Origin of the sequence: Gracilibacillus sp. HCP3S3_G5_2 (genome assembly GCF_052063305.1) — a bacterium.
In the GTDB taxonomy this organism is placed as follows: Bacteria; Bacillota; Bacilli; order Bacillales; family Amphibacillaceae; genus Gracilibacillus.
This window is the reverse complement of sequence record NZ_JBQHXU010000001.1, coordinates 372,185-393,116: the sequence shown is the minus strand read 5'-3', so window position 1 is coordinate 393,116 and position 20,932 is coordinate 372,185. Positions and strand designations below refer to the sequence as shown.

Below are 20,932 nucleotides of genomic sequence, written 5' to 3'. Positions count from 1 at the left end.
AAATTACGCTCTGTATTTGCTCTGACATTTTTTAGGTTATATTTCTTCTTTGGCATCGTATTCAACTCCTTTGAATGGCTTACTTATAATATGTGCACCTAAAAAATGATTATGAATGAAAAAAAGAAAATAATATGTTCCCTTGTTCTGCCCGTTCCGCATAGCCTTTTTTTCAAACCACCTAAGATTTCTTATGTATGCCCTTACTTTTCTTTATTCATTTGAAAAGGCTTACAATATAAAATGGACTTAACTTTAAGATAGAAAGGGGTTATTAGTGATGAAAAAGTGGTATTTATTTATTATTTTAGCGCTTTTGGCTGCATTGTTCGTTGCCTGCAGTTCAGACTCTGCAAGTGAACAAGAAGAAAATACAGGCTCAGAGAGTTCAACAGACACAGAAAGTAGTGATGATGGAGAGATCACTTTACGAGTAGCATGGTGGGGTGGTCAAGAACGACATGATCGTACATTGCAAGTAATTGAAATGTACGAAGAGGAAAATCCTCATGTAACGATTGAGGCTGAGTATTCGGGCTTTGATGGTTATTTTGATAAGTTAAATACACAACTAGCAGCGGGTAATGCTCCTGATGTTATTCAATTTGGTGGTAACTTAAACGACTTTGTTGCACGAGATGTTATTTTACCATTAGATGATTATGTAGGAAATGAATTAGATATAAGTGCGCATGATGAAAGCATGATCGATTCGGCGACATTTGATGGACAATTTTATGGTGTGACACTCGGAACAACAGCTTGGGGACTATTATTAAATAAAACAGCATTTGAAGAAGCTGGTATTTCGATGCCAAGTAAAGAATGGACTTGGGAGGATTTTAAAGAATTAACACCTCAATTAACAGAAAATATCGAGGGAATGTATGGTGCAGGTGACTTTGGTGAAGATGGTTTCGGTGTCTTTTTGGCCCAAACAGATAAGTTTACGTATTTAGATGGTGAAATTGGCTTCGATGCAGAGGATGTCAAAGAGTGGTTCCATTTATGGAAAGAGCTTCGGGAGAATGGTGGAGCGGCCATTCCAGAAGTACAAGTGACAGCATCTCAAACACCAGAACAATCACTAATTGTGCAACGTGATGTTGCGATTGAATCGATTGCGAGTAACCAATTAGGTGCATATACAGGGGCGTCAGAGGATGAATTTGAATTATATCCATACCCATATAATTCAGAGACTGGTAAAAACGGTGTTTCTTTAAGACCTAGTCAATATTTCGCGGCATATAAGGATACACCGCATCCAGAAGAGGCTGCTAAGTTTATGGATTTCTTTGTGAATAACATCGAAGCGACAGAAGTATTAGGAAATGACCGAGGTGCACCGGTTAACGCTGATGTCCGTGAAAACTTAATGGATCATGCAAGTGAATTGGATGAGGCAGTCTACTCATATATTGACTTAGTTAGTGAAACATCAGATGCTCCATTTATTCCTAACTTACCTGGATACAATGAAAATACCCAATTATTCACAGAAACTGAGCAAATTATCTACTATGATCAAAAATCTATAGATGACGCTGCTGAGGACTATTACGAAGAATTACTCGGCAATATCGAAAAGTACGAAAATGAAGAAGTAGAAGAATAAATAGTCAAGGGATAACAAAGTGGCTCAAGTGAGTCACTTTGCTCTATCCATCTTTTGAAGTCTTAATTACGTTAATTTCAGGAAATCAACAAGATTGGTTTACTGAGATGAAGACTTCAATATCTAGCAATATTAGGAGGGGTGACAATGAAAAATACAGAAGCTTTGGCAACACCAACTATAAAGAAAAAGATGAAAGTATCTAGGGAAAATCGAAAGCAATATATTGCCGCATATGTATTTTTATTACCGTGGCTAATTGGCTTTCTAGGACTAATCTTGGGACCGATGATCAGTTCGCTTTATTTATCATTCACTCGTTTTGACTTACTGAATACACCAGAGTGGATCGGCCTTGCGAATTTTATAGAGATGTTCCAGGATCAAAGATGGATTGCTTCAGCCAAGGTTACTTTAACGTTTGTATTCATTGCAGTACCGACACAGTTGATAGCTGCTTTATTAGTAGCAGTGCTGTTAAATAAAAAAATGGCTGGTATTGGTTTTTACCGAACAACATACTATTTACCTTCCTTACTGGGGGGAAGTGTGGCGATTGCAATTCTTTGGAAAAACTTATTCGAAATTGACGGATTAGTTAATCAAGTTTTAGCCTTTTTTAACATCCAGGGGCAAGGTTGGATTTCGCATCCTGACTATGCATTAGGTACCATCATTATTTTAGCAACATGGCAATTTGGTGCTTCGATGGTTATTTTTCTTGCAGGATTAAAACAAATTCCGAAAGAATTATATGAAGCAGCAGCTGTTGACGGAGGAACGAAGCCTCAGATATTTTTCCGTGTTACATTGCCATTATTATCACCGGTTATTTTCTTTAACTTAGTAATTGAATTAATTAAATCGATTCAAGTTTTCACCTCTGCCTTTATTATTAGTGAAGGTACAGGTGGACCAATTAACTCAACGTTATTCTACACCCTCTATTTATATCAAAAAGGATTCACTCAATTTGAAATGGGATATGCTTCTGCGATGGCATGGGTACTAGTATTTGTATTAGGTGTGATGACTCTGATCATCTTCTTCTCATCAAAATATTGGGTGCATTATGAAGACGGGGGGAAACTGTAATGAATCAAAGTACCAAAACAAGCAAGGCTTTAACACATCTGTTCATTATTATTATTGGGTTATTAATGTTATATCCGGTAGTATGGATGGTTGCAAGTTCCTTTAAACCAGAGACACATATTTTCTCATCTCCGGGTATTTTCTCGAAAGAATGGACCTTGGATAATTATATAAATGGTTGGAATGTAGTAAGAAATGTGACATTCGGCCAGTTTTTTCAAAATTCTTTCTTAATTAGTATCATTGCAGTGCTAGCCAATCTTGTTACATGTTCGATGGCCGCTTATGCGTTTGCTAGGCTAAAATTCCCATTGAAAAAACTGTGGTTTGCTTGTATGCTAATGACTATTATGCTTCCGGCACATGCAACACTTATCCCACAGTATACAATTTTTCATAATTTAGGATGGATTAATACCATTTTGCCGTTAACTGTACCGAAGATATTAGCTACAGATGCCTTTTTTATTTTTCTTATGGTACAATTCTTTAGAGGAATTCCTCGAGAATTGGATGAAAGCGCGATTATGGATGGTTGCGGTATTTTCCAGATTTACACAAGGATTATCATGCCTTTAGCGGTGCCAGTACTTATAACAACAGCGATCTTTACATTTATTTGGACATGGGATGATTTCTTTAGTCAAATTTTATATTTAAATACGGTGGATACTTTTACGGTTCCATTAGGTTTAAGATTATTCCTTGATTCACAAGGGGAGTCCTCCTGGGGATCAGTTTTTGCAATGTCCGTTCTTTCTTTGATTCCGATTACAACTGTGTTTTTTATTTTCCAACGTTATATTGTGGAAGGGATAGCTACTACCGGTATTAAGGGTTAGTGCTAACATCTTTGCAAGGAGAGAAAAGAGGGTTATTCATGATTCGAAAGTTAAAAACGATAATGGTAGTATGTTTCGTTTTAGTGAATGCCCTTTTTCTTGCAGGAGTAAGTTATTCTTCCTATCAGTATTTTTTTAATTTTACATCCGAAGAAATAAGTGAAACAAAACTTACGCTATTAAATGAAAGCGCTAATAAGTTATCAGGTGTAATTCAGAATATCCGTGAAACTGGCACATACATTGCGGTGGATCGTACCTTAATGGATATCTTTGAAAATACCGAGCTTAGTCCTTATCAAGCATTAGTTGAACGGAATGAACTAAAAAATCTTGCCCAGAATGTCGCTTCATTAAAACAAGAAGTCTATTCGATTGAAATATACACGGATCGTTTTCAAGAGTATTCCTATCTTTATGATTATAATGTTCAGCCTGAGTCCAATTTAACAGAGCAGGATTGGTTTGAACCTTTTATTAAGAATGTTGATAATGGCTGGGTACCAAGACATACCGATGATGTAATGAATAGGGAAATGATCAGCTATGTCCACAGAATTTTAAACCAACGTAGTGAAACAATTGGATATATTAAAGTCAATGTATTAGCTGAACATTTTCTCGAATATTTAGTGGATACCGATCTGTATGAGGAAATTAATGAGCCCTTTATCTTATTAAATACCGGGGGAAGAATTATTGCGGAAACACACTCGCGTGAAGAGTTTCCGATTTTAAATGATATTACGTTACCAGTTGAGAATGAAATCTATGAACAATTAGTACCGGAATATGAGCAATTAACCGATCATCATCAATTAATACGGAAAGATAATGAATATTACCTACTGTTAATCTCACAGCCGAATTATGAACAATGGCGTCTCGTTCAAGTTATTCCGGTTGATGATTTGTATGCCGAAACACAGGAACTCGGAATTCATGTATTAGTAATTGGGTTGATTGCGATCATTTTATCAATCCCAATTGTTTATGGTATTGGAAAGTGGATAACGAAACCGATCAGTCAAATGGTAAAAGCGATGCGCAAGGTGGAAAAGGGACAATTTGATGTTCAGGTTCAGCATCATTATATAGAAGAATACGATATTTTAGGAAAGAATTTTAACCAAATGACAAATGAATTGTCAGAGCTACTTGCAAAGCTTGAAAAAGAAAACATCCATCGCCGTGAAGCAGAAATGCGTGCATTACAAAGTCAAATTATGCCTCACTTCCTTTATAACACACTTGATATGATAAAGTGGAAATCGCTTGATCATGATGCGAAAGATGTCGGAGATATGGTCAATAAACTTAGTAAAATGTTACGGATTGGTCTTAGCGGTGGCTTGAAATTTATCCGTCTCCGTGATGAATTGGATCATGCTAAATGCTATATTGATATTCAGAAGCAACGACAGCCACAAGCAATTGATTATAAAGTACGTGTACCAGCATCCATGAAGGATTACTATGTGCCGAAAATTATTCTTCAGCCGTTTATTGAAAACAGTATCAAACACGGATATCACAATGTAGAATCAAAAAAGGTGGAAATTACCGTTCAGGGTGAGATAAGTAAAAATAATCAATATATGCAATTAACAATCAAAGATAATGGTACTGGACTACCGGATAATTGGAGCTTTTCGGATGCAAAAGGAATTGGTATTCATAATGTAAGAGAGCGGATTGCCATGTATTGTGGAGAGCAGTTTGATGTCGACATTTATAATCATCAAAAAGGTGGTGTGATCGTCGAAATTCGTTTACCGATTTATCAAGAGCAACCTTTAACACAAGCTCAGACAAGCGAATCGGGGGAATAAATAATGAAATCGGTATTAATTATTGATGATGAATTAACGGTACGAGAAGGCTTAACTAAGCATGTCGATTGGGAGAAATTACAGATCAGGGTATTAGGTACGGCAAATGATGGACAGCATGCAATAAAAATGATCGAAGAAGAAACACCAGATATTATGATTACCGATATATATATGCCCGAAATGGATGGTTTATCTTTAATAAAAAAGGTAAGAGAAGCCTATCCGTCTATTCGGATCATTATTCATAGCGGATATAATCACTTCGATAATGCCCGTAAAGCAATACAGTATGGTGTGAAGCACTTCTTTTTGAAGCCTTCACCTGTAACCGAAATTGAAACAGTTATTAAAGAAGTCTTACAGGAAATGGAGTCAGAGGAAAAGCAACAGGCAATCCTCGAAACCTATCATAAACAACGTCCTAACTACTTAGCTTATCGTAAAGATACGTTTATTCGTAATCTTCTGTTTAATCGTTATCAATCGAAAGATTTGTCCATTGAAAGTAAAGACCTGTTAGGAGTAGAAGCCGATGCATCTCAGATTGTTACCTCGATTATGATCAACCGTCCTCCTTATTTAACCAAAGCTCATGAACGGGAATGGCAATTAATGAAGTATAGTGTAGGTAATATATTATCTGAAACAATCCATCAATCTTCAGAACAAAATCAGCTCGTTACACATCTACTCGATTATTCTGATTCTACCTATGTGATGGTTGCCTTTTTACCGGGGAATGAGATCTATTTAGAGCAATTAAATGATCAACTCGTGCATAAGATGCTTGATAACGTACTTTATTATTTAAAGGTATCTGTGATGATCGGTGTTAGTAATGTCCGAAAAAGCTTGCACCATTTAACCGATGCTTATTCAGAAAGTATGTATGCGCTAGAAGTAGCTGAAAATGAGGAATGGAATAAAGTTTATCATTATCAGGAAACGAAAGAAATACGCTCCAATGATACCTATGCATATCCATTTGAAACGATAAAGGAGATTCATAGCAAAATTACCGAAAAGGATTATGATGAGCTATTAGCGATATGGGATAATTTTGTAAACGGTTTATCAGAGGAGTACTCCCCTTTTTATATGATCCAGACAATATCAGTCAATATCTTAAGTGCATTAATGATGGAAGACCATTCGATGGATCATATTGAACCGTTGCCTGAGGGACAATCGTCTTTACTAAAAGAGGTGTATCACTATCAGACAACGAAGGATTTACTTGAGTGGATGACAGAGCAGATAACTAAATGGGTGGAGTATTCAAAGGAAGCACTAGCAGGCAAAAAGACAAGCAAATTAGTGGAGCAGGTGAAGGAACATGTGCATCACTATTATGATCAAGAAATTACGTTGACAGAAATTGCTGACATGTTGTACGTGAACCGCAATTACTTATCTCAACTCTTTAAAAAAGTAACAGGTGAAACATTTGTCAACTATTTGAATAATTATCGAATCACAAAGGCGAAGGAGTTATTACGTGAAAAACGATACATGGTCTATGAAGTGAGTGAAATGGTAGGTTACCAGAATTCTACTTATTTTAGTCAGGTTTTCAAAGCGATTACAGGTGTCAGTCCATCTGAATATTTTTAACAACTAACTAGTAAGAAAAAAGAAAAAGTGTTTACGAGAAAGATAAGCATTATCTAATAAAGGAGAGGCGATAATGAAGGTTAATCAGGAAGTACAAATTAGGGATCCGTTTGTTTATGTCGATCGTGAGCAAGGTAAGTATTATTTATTTGGCAGCACCGATAAAAATATTTGGGGAAAAGGAACGGGATTCGATGTCTGGATTGGTGAAGATTTAAAGCAATGGGAAGGTCCATATCCGGTATTTCGACCAGATGATCAGTTCTTCTCTGAAGAAAATTACTGGGCACCTGAAGTACATGAATACAAAAATGCCTTTTATATGTTTGCGACATTTTTATTAAAGGATTCCGGAAAGCGCGGGACTGCCATTTTAAAATCTGAATCATTAACAGGACCTTTTCAACCACATAGTGACGGAATTGTTACACCGGATGACTGGTTTTCATTAGATGGTACATTACATATAGATGAAGAGGGAAAGCCCTGGATGGTATTTTGTCATGAATGGGTACAGGTTGGTGACGGTGAGATTTGTGCTATTCGTTTAAGTGATGATTTAAAAGAAGCAGTTGGTGAACCGATTACCCTTTTTTCAGCATCCGAATCCCCTTGGCCAACCTCATTTAAACATAAAACACGTAATACCCGCGAAAATTATGTGACAGACGGTCCTTATCTATATCGTGCTAAAAATGGGGAATTATTGATGTTATGGGCGAGTTTTGTTGATAATGTATATGCACAAGGCATTTCTCGTTCGACCACAGGTAAAGTGACAGGACCATGGGTACATGATGAGAAGCCACTATTTACGAGTGATGGTGGCCATGGGATGTTATTCCATGATTTGGAGGGGCAATTACATTTAACATTGCATTCACCAAATAAGACACCGAAAGAGCGACCGATTTTTATTCGTATCGAAGAGCAAGACGGTGTAATTAGGAGGAGCGAAGATGAATAGGAAAAAGATTGTTGAAAAACATTCGCCAGTAGTAAAAGCGATTGAATCAAGGGCCCCGTTGTCAGTCGGAAATGGTGAATTTGGCTTGTCTGTAGATTTTACCGGATTGCAAACATTTCCTGAGAAATATGTCACCCCATTAAGTACACAATCCAATTGGGGGTGGCATGCTACCGGTGGTAAGGGTAGTTTCACATTAAATGATATAAAAATGCAACAATATCAAGGGGCGCCATATCCCCTTTTTCCTGAAGATAAAGAGGAGGCTTATCATTGGCTTAGGCAAAATCCGCATCGATTACAGCTTGGTCAAATCGGATTTCTTTTTTTTGATGAATCTGGTGAATTACTTTCTTTTGTGGCAACCGAGCCTGTTAAGCAGCAACTTCATTTATGGTCAGGCATGATCGAGAGTGAATTTATTGTAGATGGCAAGAAGGTGGTCGTTAAAACTGCCTGTGCACCAAATGATGATGTAATCGGTGTATCTGTTAATTCTTCTTTACTAACAGCTGGTCGAATAGCAGTACAATTAGCGTTTCCAAGTCCGAATATGACAAATCGAAAATGGGAGGAAACGTTGGAATTAAACTGGGATGAAGAGGAACATCAAACGAAGGTTATTGAGCAGTCTGGTCAATCGATCAGGCTGGAACGTCAGATGGATGATACCTCTTATCAGGTTGGCTGGAGCTGGAATGCAGGAGAAGTTAAACAGGTTAGCGATCACAAGCTATTGCTTACATCTAATGAAAAAACATTAACATTTACACTTTCTTTTTCCAAAGATATGCTGGCAGAGAAGCAGGTGGCTGAAGTATTTACTGAATCAAGTGATCACTGGCAGTCATTCTGGTCAAATGGCGGTTTCTTATCTTTTGAAGGAAGCAAGGATCCTCGTGCTGAGGAACTTGAGCGTCGTGTAATTCTTTCACAATATCTACTAGCAGTGCACAGTGGTGGATCGGTTCCCCCACAGGAAACAGGCTATATGTACAACAGCTGGTTCGGCAAGTTTCATTTGGAAATGCATTGGTGGCATGCGGCTCACTTCCCGTTATGGGGAAGAAGCGCCATTTTGGAAAAAAGTATGGACTGGTATCTCGATATTCTACCTAAAGCTTATCAATTGGCGCAATCCCAGGGCTATCAAGGGGCGCGGTGGCCGAAAATGGTTGACATAGAAGGCGAGCAGACACCATCACCGATAGCACCGGGTTTAATCTGGCAGCAGCCACATCCTATCTATTTAGCAGAACTTTGCTATCAAGCTGAAAAAGATGAGCAAGTGTTGGTTCACTTAAGTGAAGTTGTGTTTGCATCTGCTGATTTTATGGCATCTTTTGCAAATTATAATGAAGAACAGGGTGTCTATCAGCTTGGTCCGGGTCTGATACCAGCACAAGAGAATCATCTGATGGAAGATAGCATCAATCCACCTTATGAATTAGAATATTGGTATGTTGGTTTGGGAATTGCTATCGAATGGTGTGAACGATTAGGAAAAGATATTCCAGAAAAATGGGTTGACGTCAGAACTAATTTAGCAAAACCTCGAGTGAAGGATGGGGTATACTTAGCTCATCAGGATTGTGAGAATACTTTTTCTGAAAAAAATCATGATCATCCATCAATGGTAGCAGCTCTTGGTGTATTACCTGGGGAATTAATTGATCAGGAAGTAATGCGAAAAACTTTAAATAAGGTTAAGGAAGAATGGCATTGGGAAACTGCCTGGGGATGGGACTTCCCAATGTGTGCGATGACTGCGGCAAGATTAGACGAACTAGAGTTAGCTGTCGACTTTTTGCTAATGGACCAAGTAAAGAATACCTATTTAGTCAATGGACATAACTATCAACACGACGCTTTAACCGTTTATCTTCCGGGTAACGGTGCTCTATTAATAGCGGTAGCGATGTTAATTACAAAGACTGGATTACCAGAAGGATGGAAGGTTCAGCACGAAGGATTAAAAGACATTTATCTATAATATAATTTTTTAACGACAGCATGAAAACAATAAAACTGTCTGTAATAGTGAGTCACTGAGGTTCTCTTGATTCATTAAACTATTTCCACTTTTCTGTCCCATTAAAAAAGTGAGTGACAGATGTATCGAAAATTGATAAACTATTTGAGAATGTATAGAACAGTAATAGACTTTATTCTGTTGCTGTTTTTTTCTTTGTGTAGTTGGACAGGATAGTAATAGTGGAGGTTATGTAAATGGAAGGTACAATATATTCGTTAATCCCGGCTGTTTTAATGCTGGTATTGGTATTATTGACAAGGAGAGTCTTATTATCTTTAGGAACCGGTATAGTGGTCGGTGCTTTATTAATTCACGATTTTAATATCATCGCAAGCCTTCAGCAAATCTGGCTTGTATTCCGTGATATTTTCTACACAGCGGATGGATGGAATATGGGAAGTATTTATCTACTCGTCTTTTTACTTCTATTAGGTATAATGACGGTTATCATGACAGCATCTGGAGGGAGTAAGGCCTTCGGAGAATGGGCAATTCAAAAAGTAAAAACAAGACGCGGTGCTCAACTTGTACCATCCTTTTTAGGTATTCTCATATTTATCGATGATTATTTTAACAGTCTAGCGGTAGGGCAAGTTTCGCGACCATTGACAGATCGTTACAAAATATCTCGGGCAAAATTAGCCTATTTTATTGACTCAACTTCTGCGCCTATTACGGTTATTACACCGATTTCGAGTTGGGGCGCATATATCATAGGAACACTTGGTTCTATTTTTGTAGCAGCGGAAGTGACGGAATTCCAGCCATTAGAAGCATTTGTAAAAATGATTCCATTGAATATGTATGCTTTTGCGGCAATGCTTTTAGTATTTTTAGTGGCAATATTTAGTATTGATATTGGTGCGATGAGGACTCATGAAAAGAGAGCGCTGGAAACAGGTCAAGTAGTGGATCCTAACAAAAAAACGATGTCTGCTGATATGGGCGAAAATGCACTCGTTAATGAAAATGGAAAGGTCATCCACCTGTTAATGCCAATTATTACTTTGGTAGTCGTAACGATTGCAATGATGCTCTACACTGGGTATCAGGAGACAGAAGGTAATGCAACTATTTTAACGATGTTTGAAAATACAAATGTCAATTTATCTCTTTTTATTGGAGGGGTAAGTGCTGTTATTATAGGTTTAGCAATGTACTTATTCTTAAAAGGAACGAAATTGTCTATAGTTAAAGTGTTAAAAGACGGATCTTTATCCATGATGCCGGCGATTTATATTTTAATTCTCGCTTGGATGATTGGCTCTATCATTGAAACGATTGACACTGGCGGTTATCTGGCTAATTTGGTTGATCAATTTGACTTTAATGTAAATTATTTGGCGTTGTTATTGTTTGTTATTTCAGGTTTTATGGCATTGGCAACCGGAACTTCATGGGGAACGTTTGGGATCATGCTTCCGATTGCTGCACAAATTGCGATTGTCTATGATGTAGATTTAGTCCTTCCGGCGATGGCTGCAGTATTGGCAGGCTCTGTCTTTGGAGATCATTGTTCACCAATATCTGATACGTCTATTCTGTCCTCTACGGGTGCAGGAGCCAATCACATGGATCACGTAATTACGCAATTACCGTATGCATTAATCAGTGCATTGGCAGCAGGGCTTGGATATATTATGTATGGTTTAACCGGTCAGGTTGCGTTATCGCTAAGTATAACGTTATTGTTTGTTCTTGTTATTGCTGTTTTATTGATTGTTGGAAATCGAGATAAAAAAAGCTCATAACTTATAAAAAGTAGTTCGGTTTTGGCGTACAAATGTACTTCAAAATGAACTGCTTTTTTCATTATAAATTGCATAACAATTTATAAACTACTTTATATTAACTTTCAGAAAAAAACTGTATCTACACCAATTCTAGAAGTTAAGTACCAAAATTAAAAAGTACTTTCTTAAAATAGTACTTAAACCATCATTAAGTACCAAAATTCATAACCACACGACCAGAAATAGCACTTACAACCATGATAAGTGCCAAATTTAAGACTAAATCTAATAAACTTAGCACTTTAAAAACAATTCAATAAAAAATAATCAACGTCGTCGCACCGATCGAGCACGTTGCAAATGCCAATGACAGTAACTTACTGTCATTCAGGGAGCCCAAAACAACTACGTCTAAACTATCGATGTATCTACCTCTATTTATAATTTTCCTATTCCATGTAGACCTAATCTTTCTTATCGTTAGCAGATGACCCTTTGTAATAATAAAACCAATCTAGTATTAGTAAGAAATATTAACAATTATATAACATATCTTTTACACTTTCGTTATACTTTTATATAGTAGGATAAATTTTATGAGAGGAAGGGATATCATAATGAAAAAGAAAGTTTTAAAAATTACATTGTCGGGACTTTTGGCAATCGGAACTATTGGAGCAGTATCAATGCCACTAGCTGCAGTTGGAAATGGTCCGAACTACAATGGAAACGAATCCATCCAGACTTCTATTCTGACTACTTACGATGAAATGGTTGATTTTCTTCAGGCACAGGAAGCTAAGCAAGAAGCACTGGAACTTGATGTGATCGGACAAACTGTTAAAGGACGTGATATTTATATTGCAAAATATATATCAAATCCTGAAAATCCTACTATTCTCTATCTAACTCAACAGCATGGTAATGAGCAGTTAACAACTGAAGGCGCTTTAGAATTTATCAAACATTTAGGTTCTAATAAGTTAAAAGGAGTACTAGATAACGTCAATGTTATTGTAGTTCCTATGTTAAATGCAGATGGAGCGATGGGAGATGTAGATTTCTCTTTGGATGACTACATTGCAGATGGTGATAGACATTTAACGAGATATAATGCAAATAATGTTGATTTAAATCGTGAACATGATAAAGAAATAGCTGATATGGAACCAGAGGCAAGAGCTTTATATGAAGAAGTATTTGAAAAAATGGATATTGATTATTTAATAGACTTACACCATCAAGGTGCACAAAGGTACGTAGATGGTAATCTAGTGTCAGGCTCTATTTTATATCCTACCAATTCAGGTGTTGATGAGGAACTGATAGCGCAATCGAAAAAACTTGGTGCTGTTGTCTATCATACTATTGATGCCAAAGGCTGGGGATTAATTGGTAAATATAATGGTGGTACAGGTGCAAATATTGGTAGAAATGGTATAGCTTTACGCTACGGGATTCCAACTCTATTATTTGAAATGAGAGGAATGTCTGATCATAGTAATCCTAGTGCCATTTTAGGGCAGAAAAGTAATGGCTATTTGAAGAAACAGACCATTTTAACTCTAGAAGCTACTGTTACAGCTATTGCTGATGGATCTATTGAAACCGTCGACACTAGTTTCTGGGATACCCTGCCAACTCAAACAAGTACACCATAATGAATTCGGTTTTTAGTGTGAAAAGTATACTCATTAGAACATAATGTGAATATTCAACGGAAAAAGATAATGATGCCTAACGAAATTTTAAGTTTATCGTTAGGCATCATTAGTTTTTTTATCAGTTAAGAAGCCATATTCTGCTAGGGTTCAATGTAATTATAGGTTGTTATCTTTCTTTATATGGTACAGTTTATTTGCAAAGGGATTGAAGATGATATTCTAGAGTCTAGATCATTTTATCATGTGTAAAGTGCTCTGGAATTAATAAATGATGCAATGCCATTCCGTCGACTAGCGCATGGAGCCGGTTAACTTCTAAATCGAGATCAAGTCCGTCTTTTGCATATTGTAATACTTGTAAGGTATTAATGACATTTTTCAATCCTTGATGCATGTCGTTGTACACTTTATTGCTTAGCTCGCGAAGCGTTGAGTCAACCAAAACTTTTGCAGAAAAAGCAAGCCACACCATCATTTCTATTTTTCGCTCTTCATTGATAGGGAGCACTTCATACACACCTTCAATCAAAAACTCCAACGGGCTTTGACCTTCTGGAAATTCCCTTGCTTTTTGCACGTTGAAGAAGGGTGTACTTCATTTGATTGGTTGATCATAGCATGCGAGATATTTTTGGATGTTTCTTTTAGCTGGACTGACCGGAGAGGCAAATAAAAATATATACTAAATTTAAAAGTAATGAACAAGAGGGAATTTACAGTGCTGATTTATCCGTACTGGCCAAGACTATCTACGAGGGTATTTTTAACGCTATTTATTAACTGACAAGCAATACCAGTGTAAATGGTATCAATATAAGACGAATTGGAAATTTAATGGAATCATTGGTAATATGTAAAGCAATCTAGGAATATTTTTTCAACAATATTTCATTATTGGAGAAGGTAATATCTATGCTATAATACAAAATGAAAACGTTTTCTATTATTGACGGGGGAGGTGAAAGAGTGTTAATAGAGAAACTAGAAACCGTACAAAAACAAAAGGACTTGGCAACAACATTCACTATCCAACATAAGGTGGATAGCCATACACCAAAAGATTTTCACTCCCATCGAGGGTATGAAATCGTATGGGTGAGAAATGGAGAAGCGCAGTTTATTTTTGAAGAAAGTGTGTTTCATTTGAAGAAAGGTCATGTTCTTTTGTTTAACAGTGAGCAGCTGCATAAAGTAAACTTGCCAGATAATCAGGCATATGATCGTGTGATGATCATGTTTCAAGATGATTTATTTTGCTATGAGCAGCCAATCTTTCAAGCATTTAAACGCCTATTAAATCAACAACCTACACCACATTTCTTTTTGCAAATAGAAGAACGAGGCTATGAAAATTTTCAGCATATTATTCGTCAACTATTACAAGAAGATATGTCCCCGAATAATTGGCAACATCAACATGCAATAATCCTGTATGTATCAGAATTATTGCTCGTTTGCAGTCGATTATTGCAGACTTCAAAGGATCGAATTTTTCAACTATCAGCGTCAAATCCAGTTCGTACGCAAGAAAGGATTTTAAAAGAAATCAATAGTCTTTGGAATACCAATTGGCAATTAGAGGATCTTGCCGACAAGTTACACTTTAATAAATATTATTTGTGTCACTTTTTTAAAAAAGAGTTTGGCATGACCATTCATCAATATATATTACAAAGAAGAATGTATGAAGCGAAGAAATTACTGAGAGAAACAAACATGCCTATTGCTGAAATTGCTTCCCGAATCGGTTTTTCAACAGCATCTAACTTTATTAGATGCTTTAAGAAATATCAACAAGTCACTCCTAAGCAATTCCGTAATCAAGTATAACAGGGAAGGGAGGGAAACGTAATTTCCTGTACTAAGTCATGCTACTAATTAAGAGAGGGGAGATTCATGAATGAATAGTAAAAAAGCAATCAATGTATTTCTTATTTTTATGCTAATGTTTACCACTGTATGTTCTACGATGCCAGTAACGCTGGTAAAAGCTGAGTCTGATTTTAACAACGTTGTTATTTTTGAGGAAGACTTCAATGATGATGAAACAGGTGCAGTACCAGCAAATTTAGATGTATCTGCAGCTGGGGGAGAAGTCACAGTTGAAGAGTTACCTGATGCAGAAAATAAAAGTGTATACCTGAATGACACAAGTGAGAGTGATGATGTATTAATCTCTAAATCATTGGATGACTTGGATAATCAGGTGACGTTCGAGATGAAATTTATGCAACCAACTTATACAAGTTCATCCAAAGTCATGCGTCTTAAAGGTGACGGTACCTCTGTCATTATTGAAACGAATGATGGCCATATTGGTTACCGGAACAGTGATGATTCTTATCAGAATTTAGTAGAGGTGCAAGAAGGTGAATGGTACGACCTAAAAGTTGAAGTAGATTTAATAGAAAAAACAGTTGATGTTTCTATCAATGATGAATTAAAAGTAGAAGGGGCAGCATTTTACGAGGATGCATCAAAAATCAATTATATGGAATCCATTACTCCTAGAACCAAAGCTTTGGGCCATTATATTGATGATCTTCGTATTTCACAATTAGTAGAAGTAGAACTACCACCGGAAGAACCGGAAGCTGACTTTGTTTTTGAGACAGATTTTAATGATGATGTAACAGGTGACATTCCAACAAATGTTGATGTGTCAGAAGATGGAGGAACTGTAAGGGTAGTAGATGTGCCGTCTGAAGAGAATAAGAGTGTATTCCTTGATGATACAAGCGATGATACAAATGTTATTTTAAGTAAATCGGTGGAGGATCTTGGCGGTATAGTGACAGTTGAGATGTTATTTATGCAGCCAAATTATGCCAGTTCAACCAAAGTGATGAGGATAAAAGGCGATAGTACACCGGTAATTATTGAAACAAAAGATGGGGCTATTACGTATCGCACAGGTGATCAATATCATCCGTTGGTAGAAGTAGAAGAAGAAACTTGGTATAAAGTAACAGTTGAAATTGATTTGGACGCTCAACATGCCAATGTTTATATTGATGAGGAGCTAGTGCATGAAGAAGCAGAACTTAATCAGCCTGCAGAAAAAGTTAATTTTGTGGAAAGTTTCACTCCTAATAGTGGAACAGATGGACACTATATGGATAACTTGAAAATCTCAGGTAATCTGTATCAAGTGCCGGAAGAAGAGGAACCGGAACAACCTGATGAGCCGGAAGATCCAGCAGAATCTGTTAGTGGAGGTATTTATGAAGCGGAAGATGCAAATTTTTATAATGCGATTATTGATAACAAGCACACTGGTTTTACTGGTACAGGCTTTGTTGACTATGTGCCGAATGCTCCAGGTGGCTGGATCGAATGGGTAGTGGATGTCCCTGCAGATGGTGAGTATACATTAGATTTCCGTTATGCTCATGGTGGTACAGATCTTCGTCCTGCTCAAATTGAGGTGAATGGTGAAGTAGTAGAAGAAGAGTTAGCTTTTGACCCGACCGGTGATTGGACAGCATGGGAATATACGTCCACAAAAGCTATATTAACTGAAGGTGAGAATGTTATTCGCGCAACAGGTATTGGTTCGAGTGGTGGAGCGAACATTGATCACTTAAGGGTTATGAAAGAATACGATGAAATATATGAAGCAGAAGAGGCAGAGTTAGAAGAAGGCACGGTGATAATTGATAATAAACATGCTGGCTTTACTGGAGATGGCTTTATCGATTATAGCCCAAATGCGCCTGGAAGCTGGGTGGAGTGGACAGTCAATGTTCCTGTGGAAGGAGAGTATTTCTTAGATTTCCGCTATGCTCATGGTGGTACAGATCAGCGCCCAGCAGAAATTAAAGTCAATGGTGAAGTAGTTGAAGAAGCACTTGCATTTGACCCGACCGGTAACTGGGCAAATTGGGAGTATACATCTACGAAAGCTCAGCTTGTAGCTGGTGAAAATACCATTCGAGCTACCGGGGTAGGCCCAAGCGGTGGGGCAAACATTGACCATCTGCGTGTGCATAATAAATCTGATGCTGGTAATGATCGCCCGATTGAGATTGATCCCGCTGAACTCGAAGAAGTGGTTAGTGGTGTTGAATTGAAAAAATTGAAAGAATTAGGCATCGTTGTGGATGAACTTCCGTCGAATGAAGAAGCGATTACTAGAATTGAATTTTTCTCTCTAGTGAATCAAGCTTTAGGCTATGTGTATGAGGAACAGTTCAAAGGCTTGACTGAGAAGGAAACTGTTTGGGAAACGTCAACTGAAGAGTGGTATTCCTTTGTGCTTGAAACTGCTGATGCGTTAGGCTATGCAGATCACTTAGTAAGTAATGGTAAGGTAAGTCCAAATGAGACAATTACTGGTGATGAAGCAGTACAAATTATACAGACAGTTTCTGATCAAACTGCTGAGTCTGAAAGTGCACAATTAACATGGGGGGAAGCAAGAGATTTAGTTGCTTTACTAGAAGCGGAAAATGAAAGTGAAACGGTCGATATTGCAGGTGTACATGCTGTCTCTAACAATTTACTTGTTGTTACATTAAACGGCTACTTTGCAAAATTTACACCTACAGATCTGGAAGTAGTTGTTCCGACGAGAAGATGGGAGCTTTTAACACCAGGATTTACAACATTAAATATAGACAAGGCGGCAACGGCAACAAACCGATTTGGTCAAACAGTGATCGTGATGCACAGTTTAGATGAATGGAACGAGTATGCCGAGTACCCAATTGAATTTGAGGAAACGAGATTTTCCGGAGATTTAGATACTGCTGTAGAGGAAGCAAACAATCTATTGACATGGCAAATGGACCACGGTGGATGGACGAAAAACTGGCCACATATCTACACTCGACCTTGGGATGGTGAAGAATCACGCTCAGAGTGGGTCAATGATGGCGTTGAATTAGGTACCATTGATAATGATGCGACCATTTCAGAGTTGCAATATTTAGCCGAAGTGTATCAAGAAACAAAAGATCCTAGATATAAAGAAAGCATTGAAAAAGGTTTAGATTTCTTATTCAAGCTTCAGTATGAAACAGGAGGATTTGCACAGGTTTATCCTGCAAGAGGTAACTATTCTGACTATGTTACTTTTAATGATGAAGCGATGATTAATGTATTGGAATTATTAGACATGGTTGCAGAACAACGTTATCCATTTGATTCTGATCTAATTAGTGAAGAGTATCTAAGTAAATCACAAGAGTCGATAGAATTAGCTGTAGACTATATTCTAAATGCGCAAATTGAAGTAGATGGCAAACTAACTGCTTGGTGTGCGCAGCATGATCCATATACGTACGAACCAAAAGAAGGTCGTTCTTATGAGCATCCTTCTATCTCAGGATCAGAGTCAGTCGGAGTTATTCGATATTTAATGACTCGACCACAAACTGAAGAAATCAATAAAGCCGTTTTAGCAGCGTTAGAATGGTTTGATGAAGTGAAATTGGAAAATACCAGATATGTCAGTGGTGATCCCAATAACGAATATTTCGTTGAAGACCCAAATTCAACTGCTTGGTACCGTTTCTATGAAATCGGTACGAATAAACCGATATTCTCTGGCCGTGATGGTGTGATTAAACATGACATTATGGAAATAGAAGCAGAAAGAAGAGACGGTTATGCTTGGGGAGGCCATTGGGCAACTCAATTGTTGGAAATCATGCAAACGACAGGTAATTATACCGACAAAGTATTTGTTCAAGTAAAAGGAACCGACTCTGTTGACGTAAATGGCAGGACATTAGCACAAGGTGATATAAAAGTATTGGAAGGACAAACAAAGCAAATGAATGAAATAGAAAGTCAATTAGTTGTTGCACAGGATGGAACTGGGGATTATGGGACTGTTCAAGCAGCTATTGACGCTGTTCCTGAAAACAATCGTAATCCTGTAACCATTTATATTAAAGATGGTACGTACAAAGAAGTAGTCACCATTCCAACGAATAAACCTTTTATTAATTTGTTAGGGGAAAGCAAACACGATACAGTCATTACGTATGATAATTATGCTGGTCGTGACAATGGTGTAGGTGGAACTCTCGGGACAAGTGGTAGTGCCAGTGTCTATTTACGGGCAGATGATCTCCGTATCGAAAATCTAACATTGGAAAATTCCTTTGATGAAAGTGCCGATGTTGAAGGAAAACAAGCTGTAGCCGTTTATGCCAGTGGTGATCGTCAATATTTCAATGATGTCCGTTTTATCGGAAATCAAGATACGTTATATGCTCATTCCGGTACACAGTATTATGGGGATGTCTATATCGAAGGGGATGTTGACTTCATTTTTGGTGCAGCAAGTATCGTTATTGAAGATTCTGTAATTCATTCATTGGATCGTGGCTCAGACTCAAATAATGGTTATGTGACCGCAGCCAGTACGTTAATTTCAGATAAGTATGGCATGTTAATTAAAGACAGTAAATTTACGAGTGATGCACCTGCAGAAACAGTGTATCTAGGGAGACCATGGCCTGCTGGGGGCAATCCAGATGCAATTGGAAGTGTTGTCATCATGGAAAGCAAACTTGGTGAGCATATCAAACCAGAAGGCTGGACATCAATGAGCGGTCTACAACCTGAAGATGCACGTTTGTATGAATATAAAAACGAAGGTCCAGGTGCAGTAATCAATGATTCACGTCGTCAATTAACCGATGAAGAGGCAGCTGACTGGACCGTGCAAAACGTATTAAAAGGTTGGGATCCATATGTATTAGATCCAATAGAAAAACCAGGTGAAGACCCAGATGAGGATTTAGATAAAGAGCCAGGTGATGGTTCTAACGAAAAACCTGGTGAAAAGCCAGAAAAACCAGAAAAGCCAGAAAAACCACAAAAACCAGAAGATGATCATAAATCACCTGGGAATGGATCTGAACAAGATGGTAATGGCGAAGGAACGGAAACCCGAGAAGATGAGAATGAAGATAACAATGAATCAAGTAATGACACCAAAGAACTGAAAGTTGAATTAGGGGAAGAAATAGAAGTAGAGGCGGATATGATAATTGCTATTGCTGATTCATCAACTAAAGTAATTTTACCGAGCGACTTACCGAAAGGAACAACTTTAATTGTTAAACAAGCAGAACCTCAGAACCTAGGGGATCTTCAAGTTGCAGGTGATGTATATACCTTCGAATTTACTTTCCCTGAAGGTTTTGAAGATTATACTGGTGAATTTCAATTAATCATGGGACATGATGAAAATGAGGAAAATGTAGCGATTTATTATTATAATGAAGCTACGAATAGCTGGGAGTTTATTGGTGGGGACGTAAGCGATGGTGTCGTTACTACAACAGTTGATCACTTCTCGACCTATGGTGTTTTAGCTACTGCAGACGATGAACAAGATCAAACGGCAACAGATAGTGAAAAATCAAAAGACGGTGTTGCTTTACCAGACACTGCAACTAGTATTTTTAACTGGTTGTTAGCGAGTGGATTATTGTTAATGTTCGGAATCGGATTATTAATAATTGCTAGAAAAAGAAAGCAAAAGATGATAAAATAATTGGTAACAGAAT

At 37.5% G+C, this 20,932-nt stretch carries 12 protein-coding genes; 11 read left to right on the top strand and 1 reads right to left on the bottom strand.

Annotation, left to right across the window (positions count from 1 at the left end; all coding sequences use genetic code 11):
- Positions 1–280 precede the first annotated feature (280 nt).
- From ACTNEP_RS01885 to ACTNEP_RS01845, 9 genes are all read left to right on the top strand, one after another.
- Complete coding sequence (locus ACTNEP_RS01885; protein WP_441159848.1) at positions 281–1,618, top strand: ABC transporter substrate-binding protein; 1,338 nt, start codon at positions 281–283, stop codon at positions 1,616–1,618.
- 147 nt (positions 1,619–1,765) lie between these two features.
- Positions 1,766–2,713, top strand: a complete 948-nt coding sequence (locus ACTNEP_RS01880; RefSeq protein ID WP_441159847.1) for a carbohydrate ABC transporter permease — start codon at positions 1,766–1,768, stop codon at positions 2,711–2,713.
- The gene (locus tag ACTNEP_RS01875; RefSeq protein ID WP_441159846.1) at positions 2,713–3,555 is read left to right on the top strand and encodes a carbohydrate ABC transporter permease; all 843 of its coding nucleotides are present in this window, start codon (positions 2,713–2,715) and stop codon (positions 3,553–3,555) included. Before ACTNEP_RS01880 ends, ACTNEP_RS01875 begins: the two co-directional genes overlap by 1 nt.
- Positions 3,556–3,593: 38 nt before the next feature.
- A complete protein-coding gene (locus ACTNEP_RS01870) occupies positions 3,594–5,387 on the top strand; it encodes a sensor histidine kinase (protein ID WP_441159845.1) in 1,794 nt (597 codons plus the stop codon).
- Between the two features lie 3 nt (positions 5,388–5,390).
- Positions 5,391–7,004: a response regulator transcription factor gene (locus tag ACTNEP_RS01865; RefSeq protein ID WP_441159844.1), complete on the top strand. Its 1,614-nt coding sequence runs from the start codon at positions 5,391–5,393 to the stop codon at positions 7,002–7,004.
- Positions 7,005–7,077: 73 nt separating this feature from the next.
- Complete coding sequence (locus tag ACTNEP_RS01860) at positions 7,078–7,971, top strand: glycoside hydrolase family 43 protein (protein WP_441159843.1); 894 nt, start codon at positions 7,078–7,080, stop codon at positions 7,969–7,971.
- On the top strand, positions 7,964–9,964 hold the full coding sequence (locus ACTNEP_RS01855; protein ID WP_441159842.1) for a glycoside hydrolase family 65: 2,001 nt from the start codon (positions 7,964–7,966) through the stop codon (positions 9,962–9,964). Before ACTNEP_RS01860 ends, ACTNEP_RS01855 begins: the two co-directional genes overlap by 8 nt.
- Positions 9,965–10,200: 236 nt before the next feature.
- Complete coding sequence (locus ACTNEP_RS01850; protein ID WP_441159841.1) at positions 10,201–11,757, top strand: Na+/H+ antiporter NhaC family protein; 1,557 nt, start codon at positions 10,201–10,203, stop codon at positions 11,755–11,757.
- 599 nt (positions 11,758–12,356) lie between these two features.
- Positions 12,357–13,400 (top strand): M14 family zinc carboxypeptidase, encoded by a 1,044-nt coding sequence (locus tag ACTNEP_RS01845; RefSeq protein WP_441159840.1) that lies wholly within the window; start codon positions 12,357–12,359, stop codon positions 13,398–13,400.
- Between the two features lie 229 nt (positions 13,401–13,629).
- Here the strand turns inward: ACTNEP_RS01845 and ACTNEP_RS01840 are convergent, their stop codons facing one another.
- Positions 13,630–13,941, bottom strand: coding sequence for a TetR family transcriptional regulator C-terminal domain-containing protein (locus tag ACTNEP_RS01840; RefSeq protein ID WP_441159839.1), 312 nt, complete (start codon positions 13,939–13,941; stop codon positions 13,630–13,632).
- A 428-nt stretch (positions 13,942–14,369) separates the two neighbouring features.
- Here ACTNEP_RS01840 and ACTNEP_RS01835 point away from each other — a divergent pair, with 428 nt between their 5' ends.
- Together ACTNEP_RS01835 and pelA are read left to right on the top strand one after the other, a co-directional pair.
- A complete protein-coding gene (locus ACTNEP_RS01835; protein ID WP_441159838.1) occupies positions 14,370–15,233 on the top strand; it encodes an AraC family transcriptional regulator in 864 nt (287 codons plus the stop codon).
- A 70-nt stretch (positions 15,234–15,303) separates the two neighbouring features.
- Positions 15,304–20,919 carry a pectate lyase gene (gene pelA, locus ACTNEP_RS01830; protein ID WP_441159837.1) on the top strand — a complete coding sequence of 1,872 codons (5,616 nt, stop codon included), beginning with the start codon at positions 15,304–15,306 and terminating at the stop codon, positions 20,917–20,919.
- The last annotated feature ends 13 nt before the right edge of the window (positions 20,920–20,932 follow it).

Excerpts from the sequence above, each read along its gene's own strand:
- ACTNEP_RS01885 (WP_441159848.1), top strand. The coding sequence starts at position 281 with ATGAAAAAGTGGTATTTATTTATTATTTTAGCGCTTTTGGCTGCATTG.
- ACTNEP_RS01880 (WP_441159847.1), top strand. The coding sequence starts at position 1,766 with ATGAAAAATACAGAAGCTTTGGCAACACCAACTATAAAGAAAAAGATG.
- ACTNEP_RS01875 (WP_441159846.1), top strand. The coding sequence starts at position 2,713 with ATGAATCAAAGTACCAAAACAAGCAAGGCTTTAACACATCTGTTCATT.
- ACTNEP_RS01870 (WP_441159845.1), top strand. The coding sequence starts at position 3,594 with ATGATTCGAAAGTTAAAAACGATAATGGTAGTATGTTTCGTTTTAGTG.
- ACTNEP_RS01865 (WP_441159844.1), top strand. The coding sequence starts at position 5,391 with ATGAAATCGGTATTAATTATTGATGATGAATTAACGGTACGAGAAGGC.
- ACTNEP_RS01860 (WP_441159843.1), top strand. The coding sequence starts at position 7,078 with ATGAAGGTTAATCAGGAAGTACAAATTAGGGATCCGTTTGTTTATGTC.
- ACTNEP_RS01855 (WP_441159842.1), top strand. The coding sequence starts at position 7,964 with ATGAATAGGAAAAAGATTGTTGAAAAACATTCGCCAGTAGTAAAAGCG.
- ACTNEP_RS01850 (WP_441159841.1), top strand. The coding sequence starts at position 10,201 with ATGGAAGGTACAATATATTCGTTAATCCCGGCTGTTTTAATGCTGGTA.
- ACTNEP_RS01845 (WP_441159840.1), top strand. The coding sequence starts at position 12,357 with ATGAAAAAGAAAGTTTTAAAAATTACATTGTCGGGACTTTTGGCAATC.
- pelA (WP_441159837.1), top strand. The coding sequence starts at position 15,304 with ATGAATAGTAAAAAAGCAATCAATGTATTTCTTATTTTTATGCTAATG.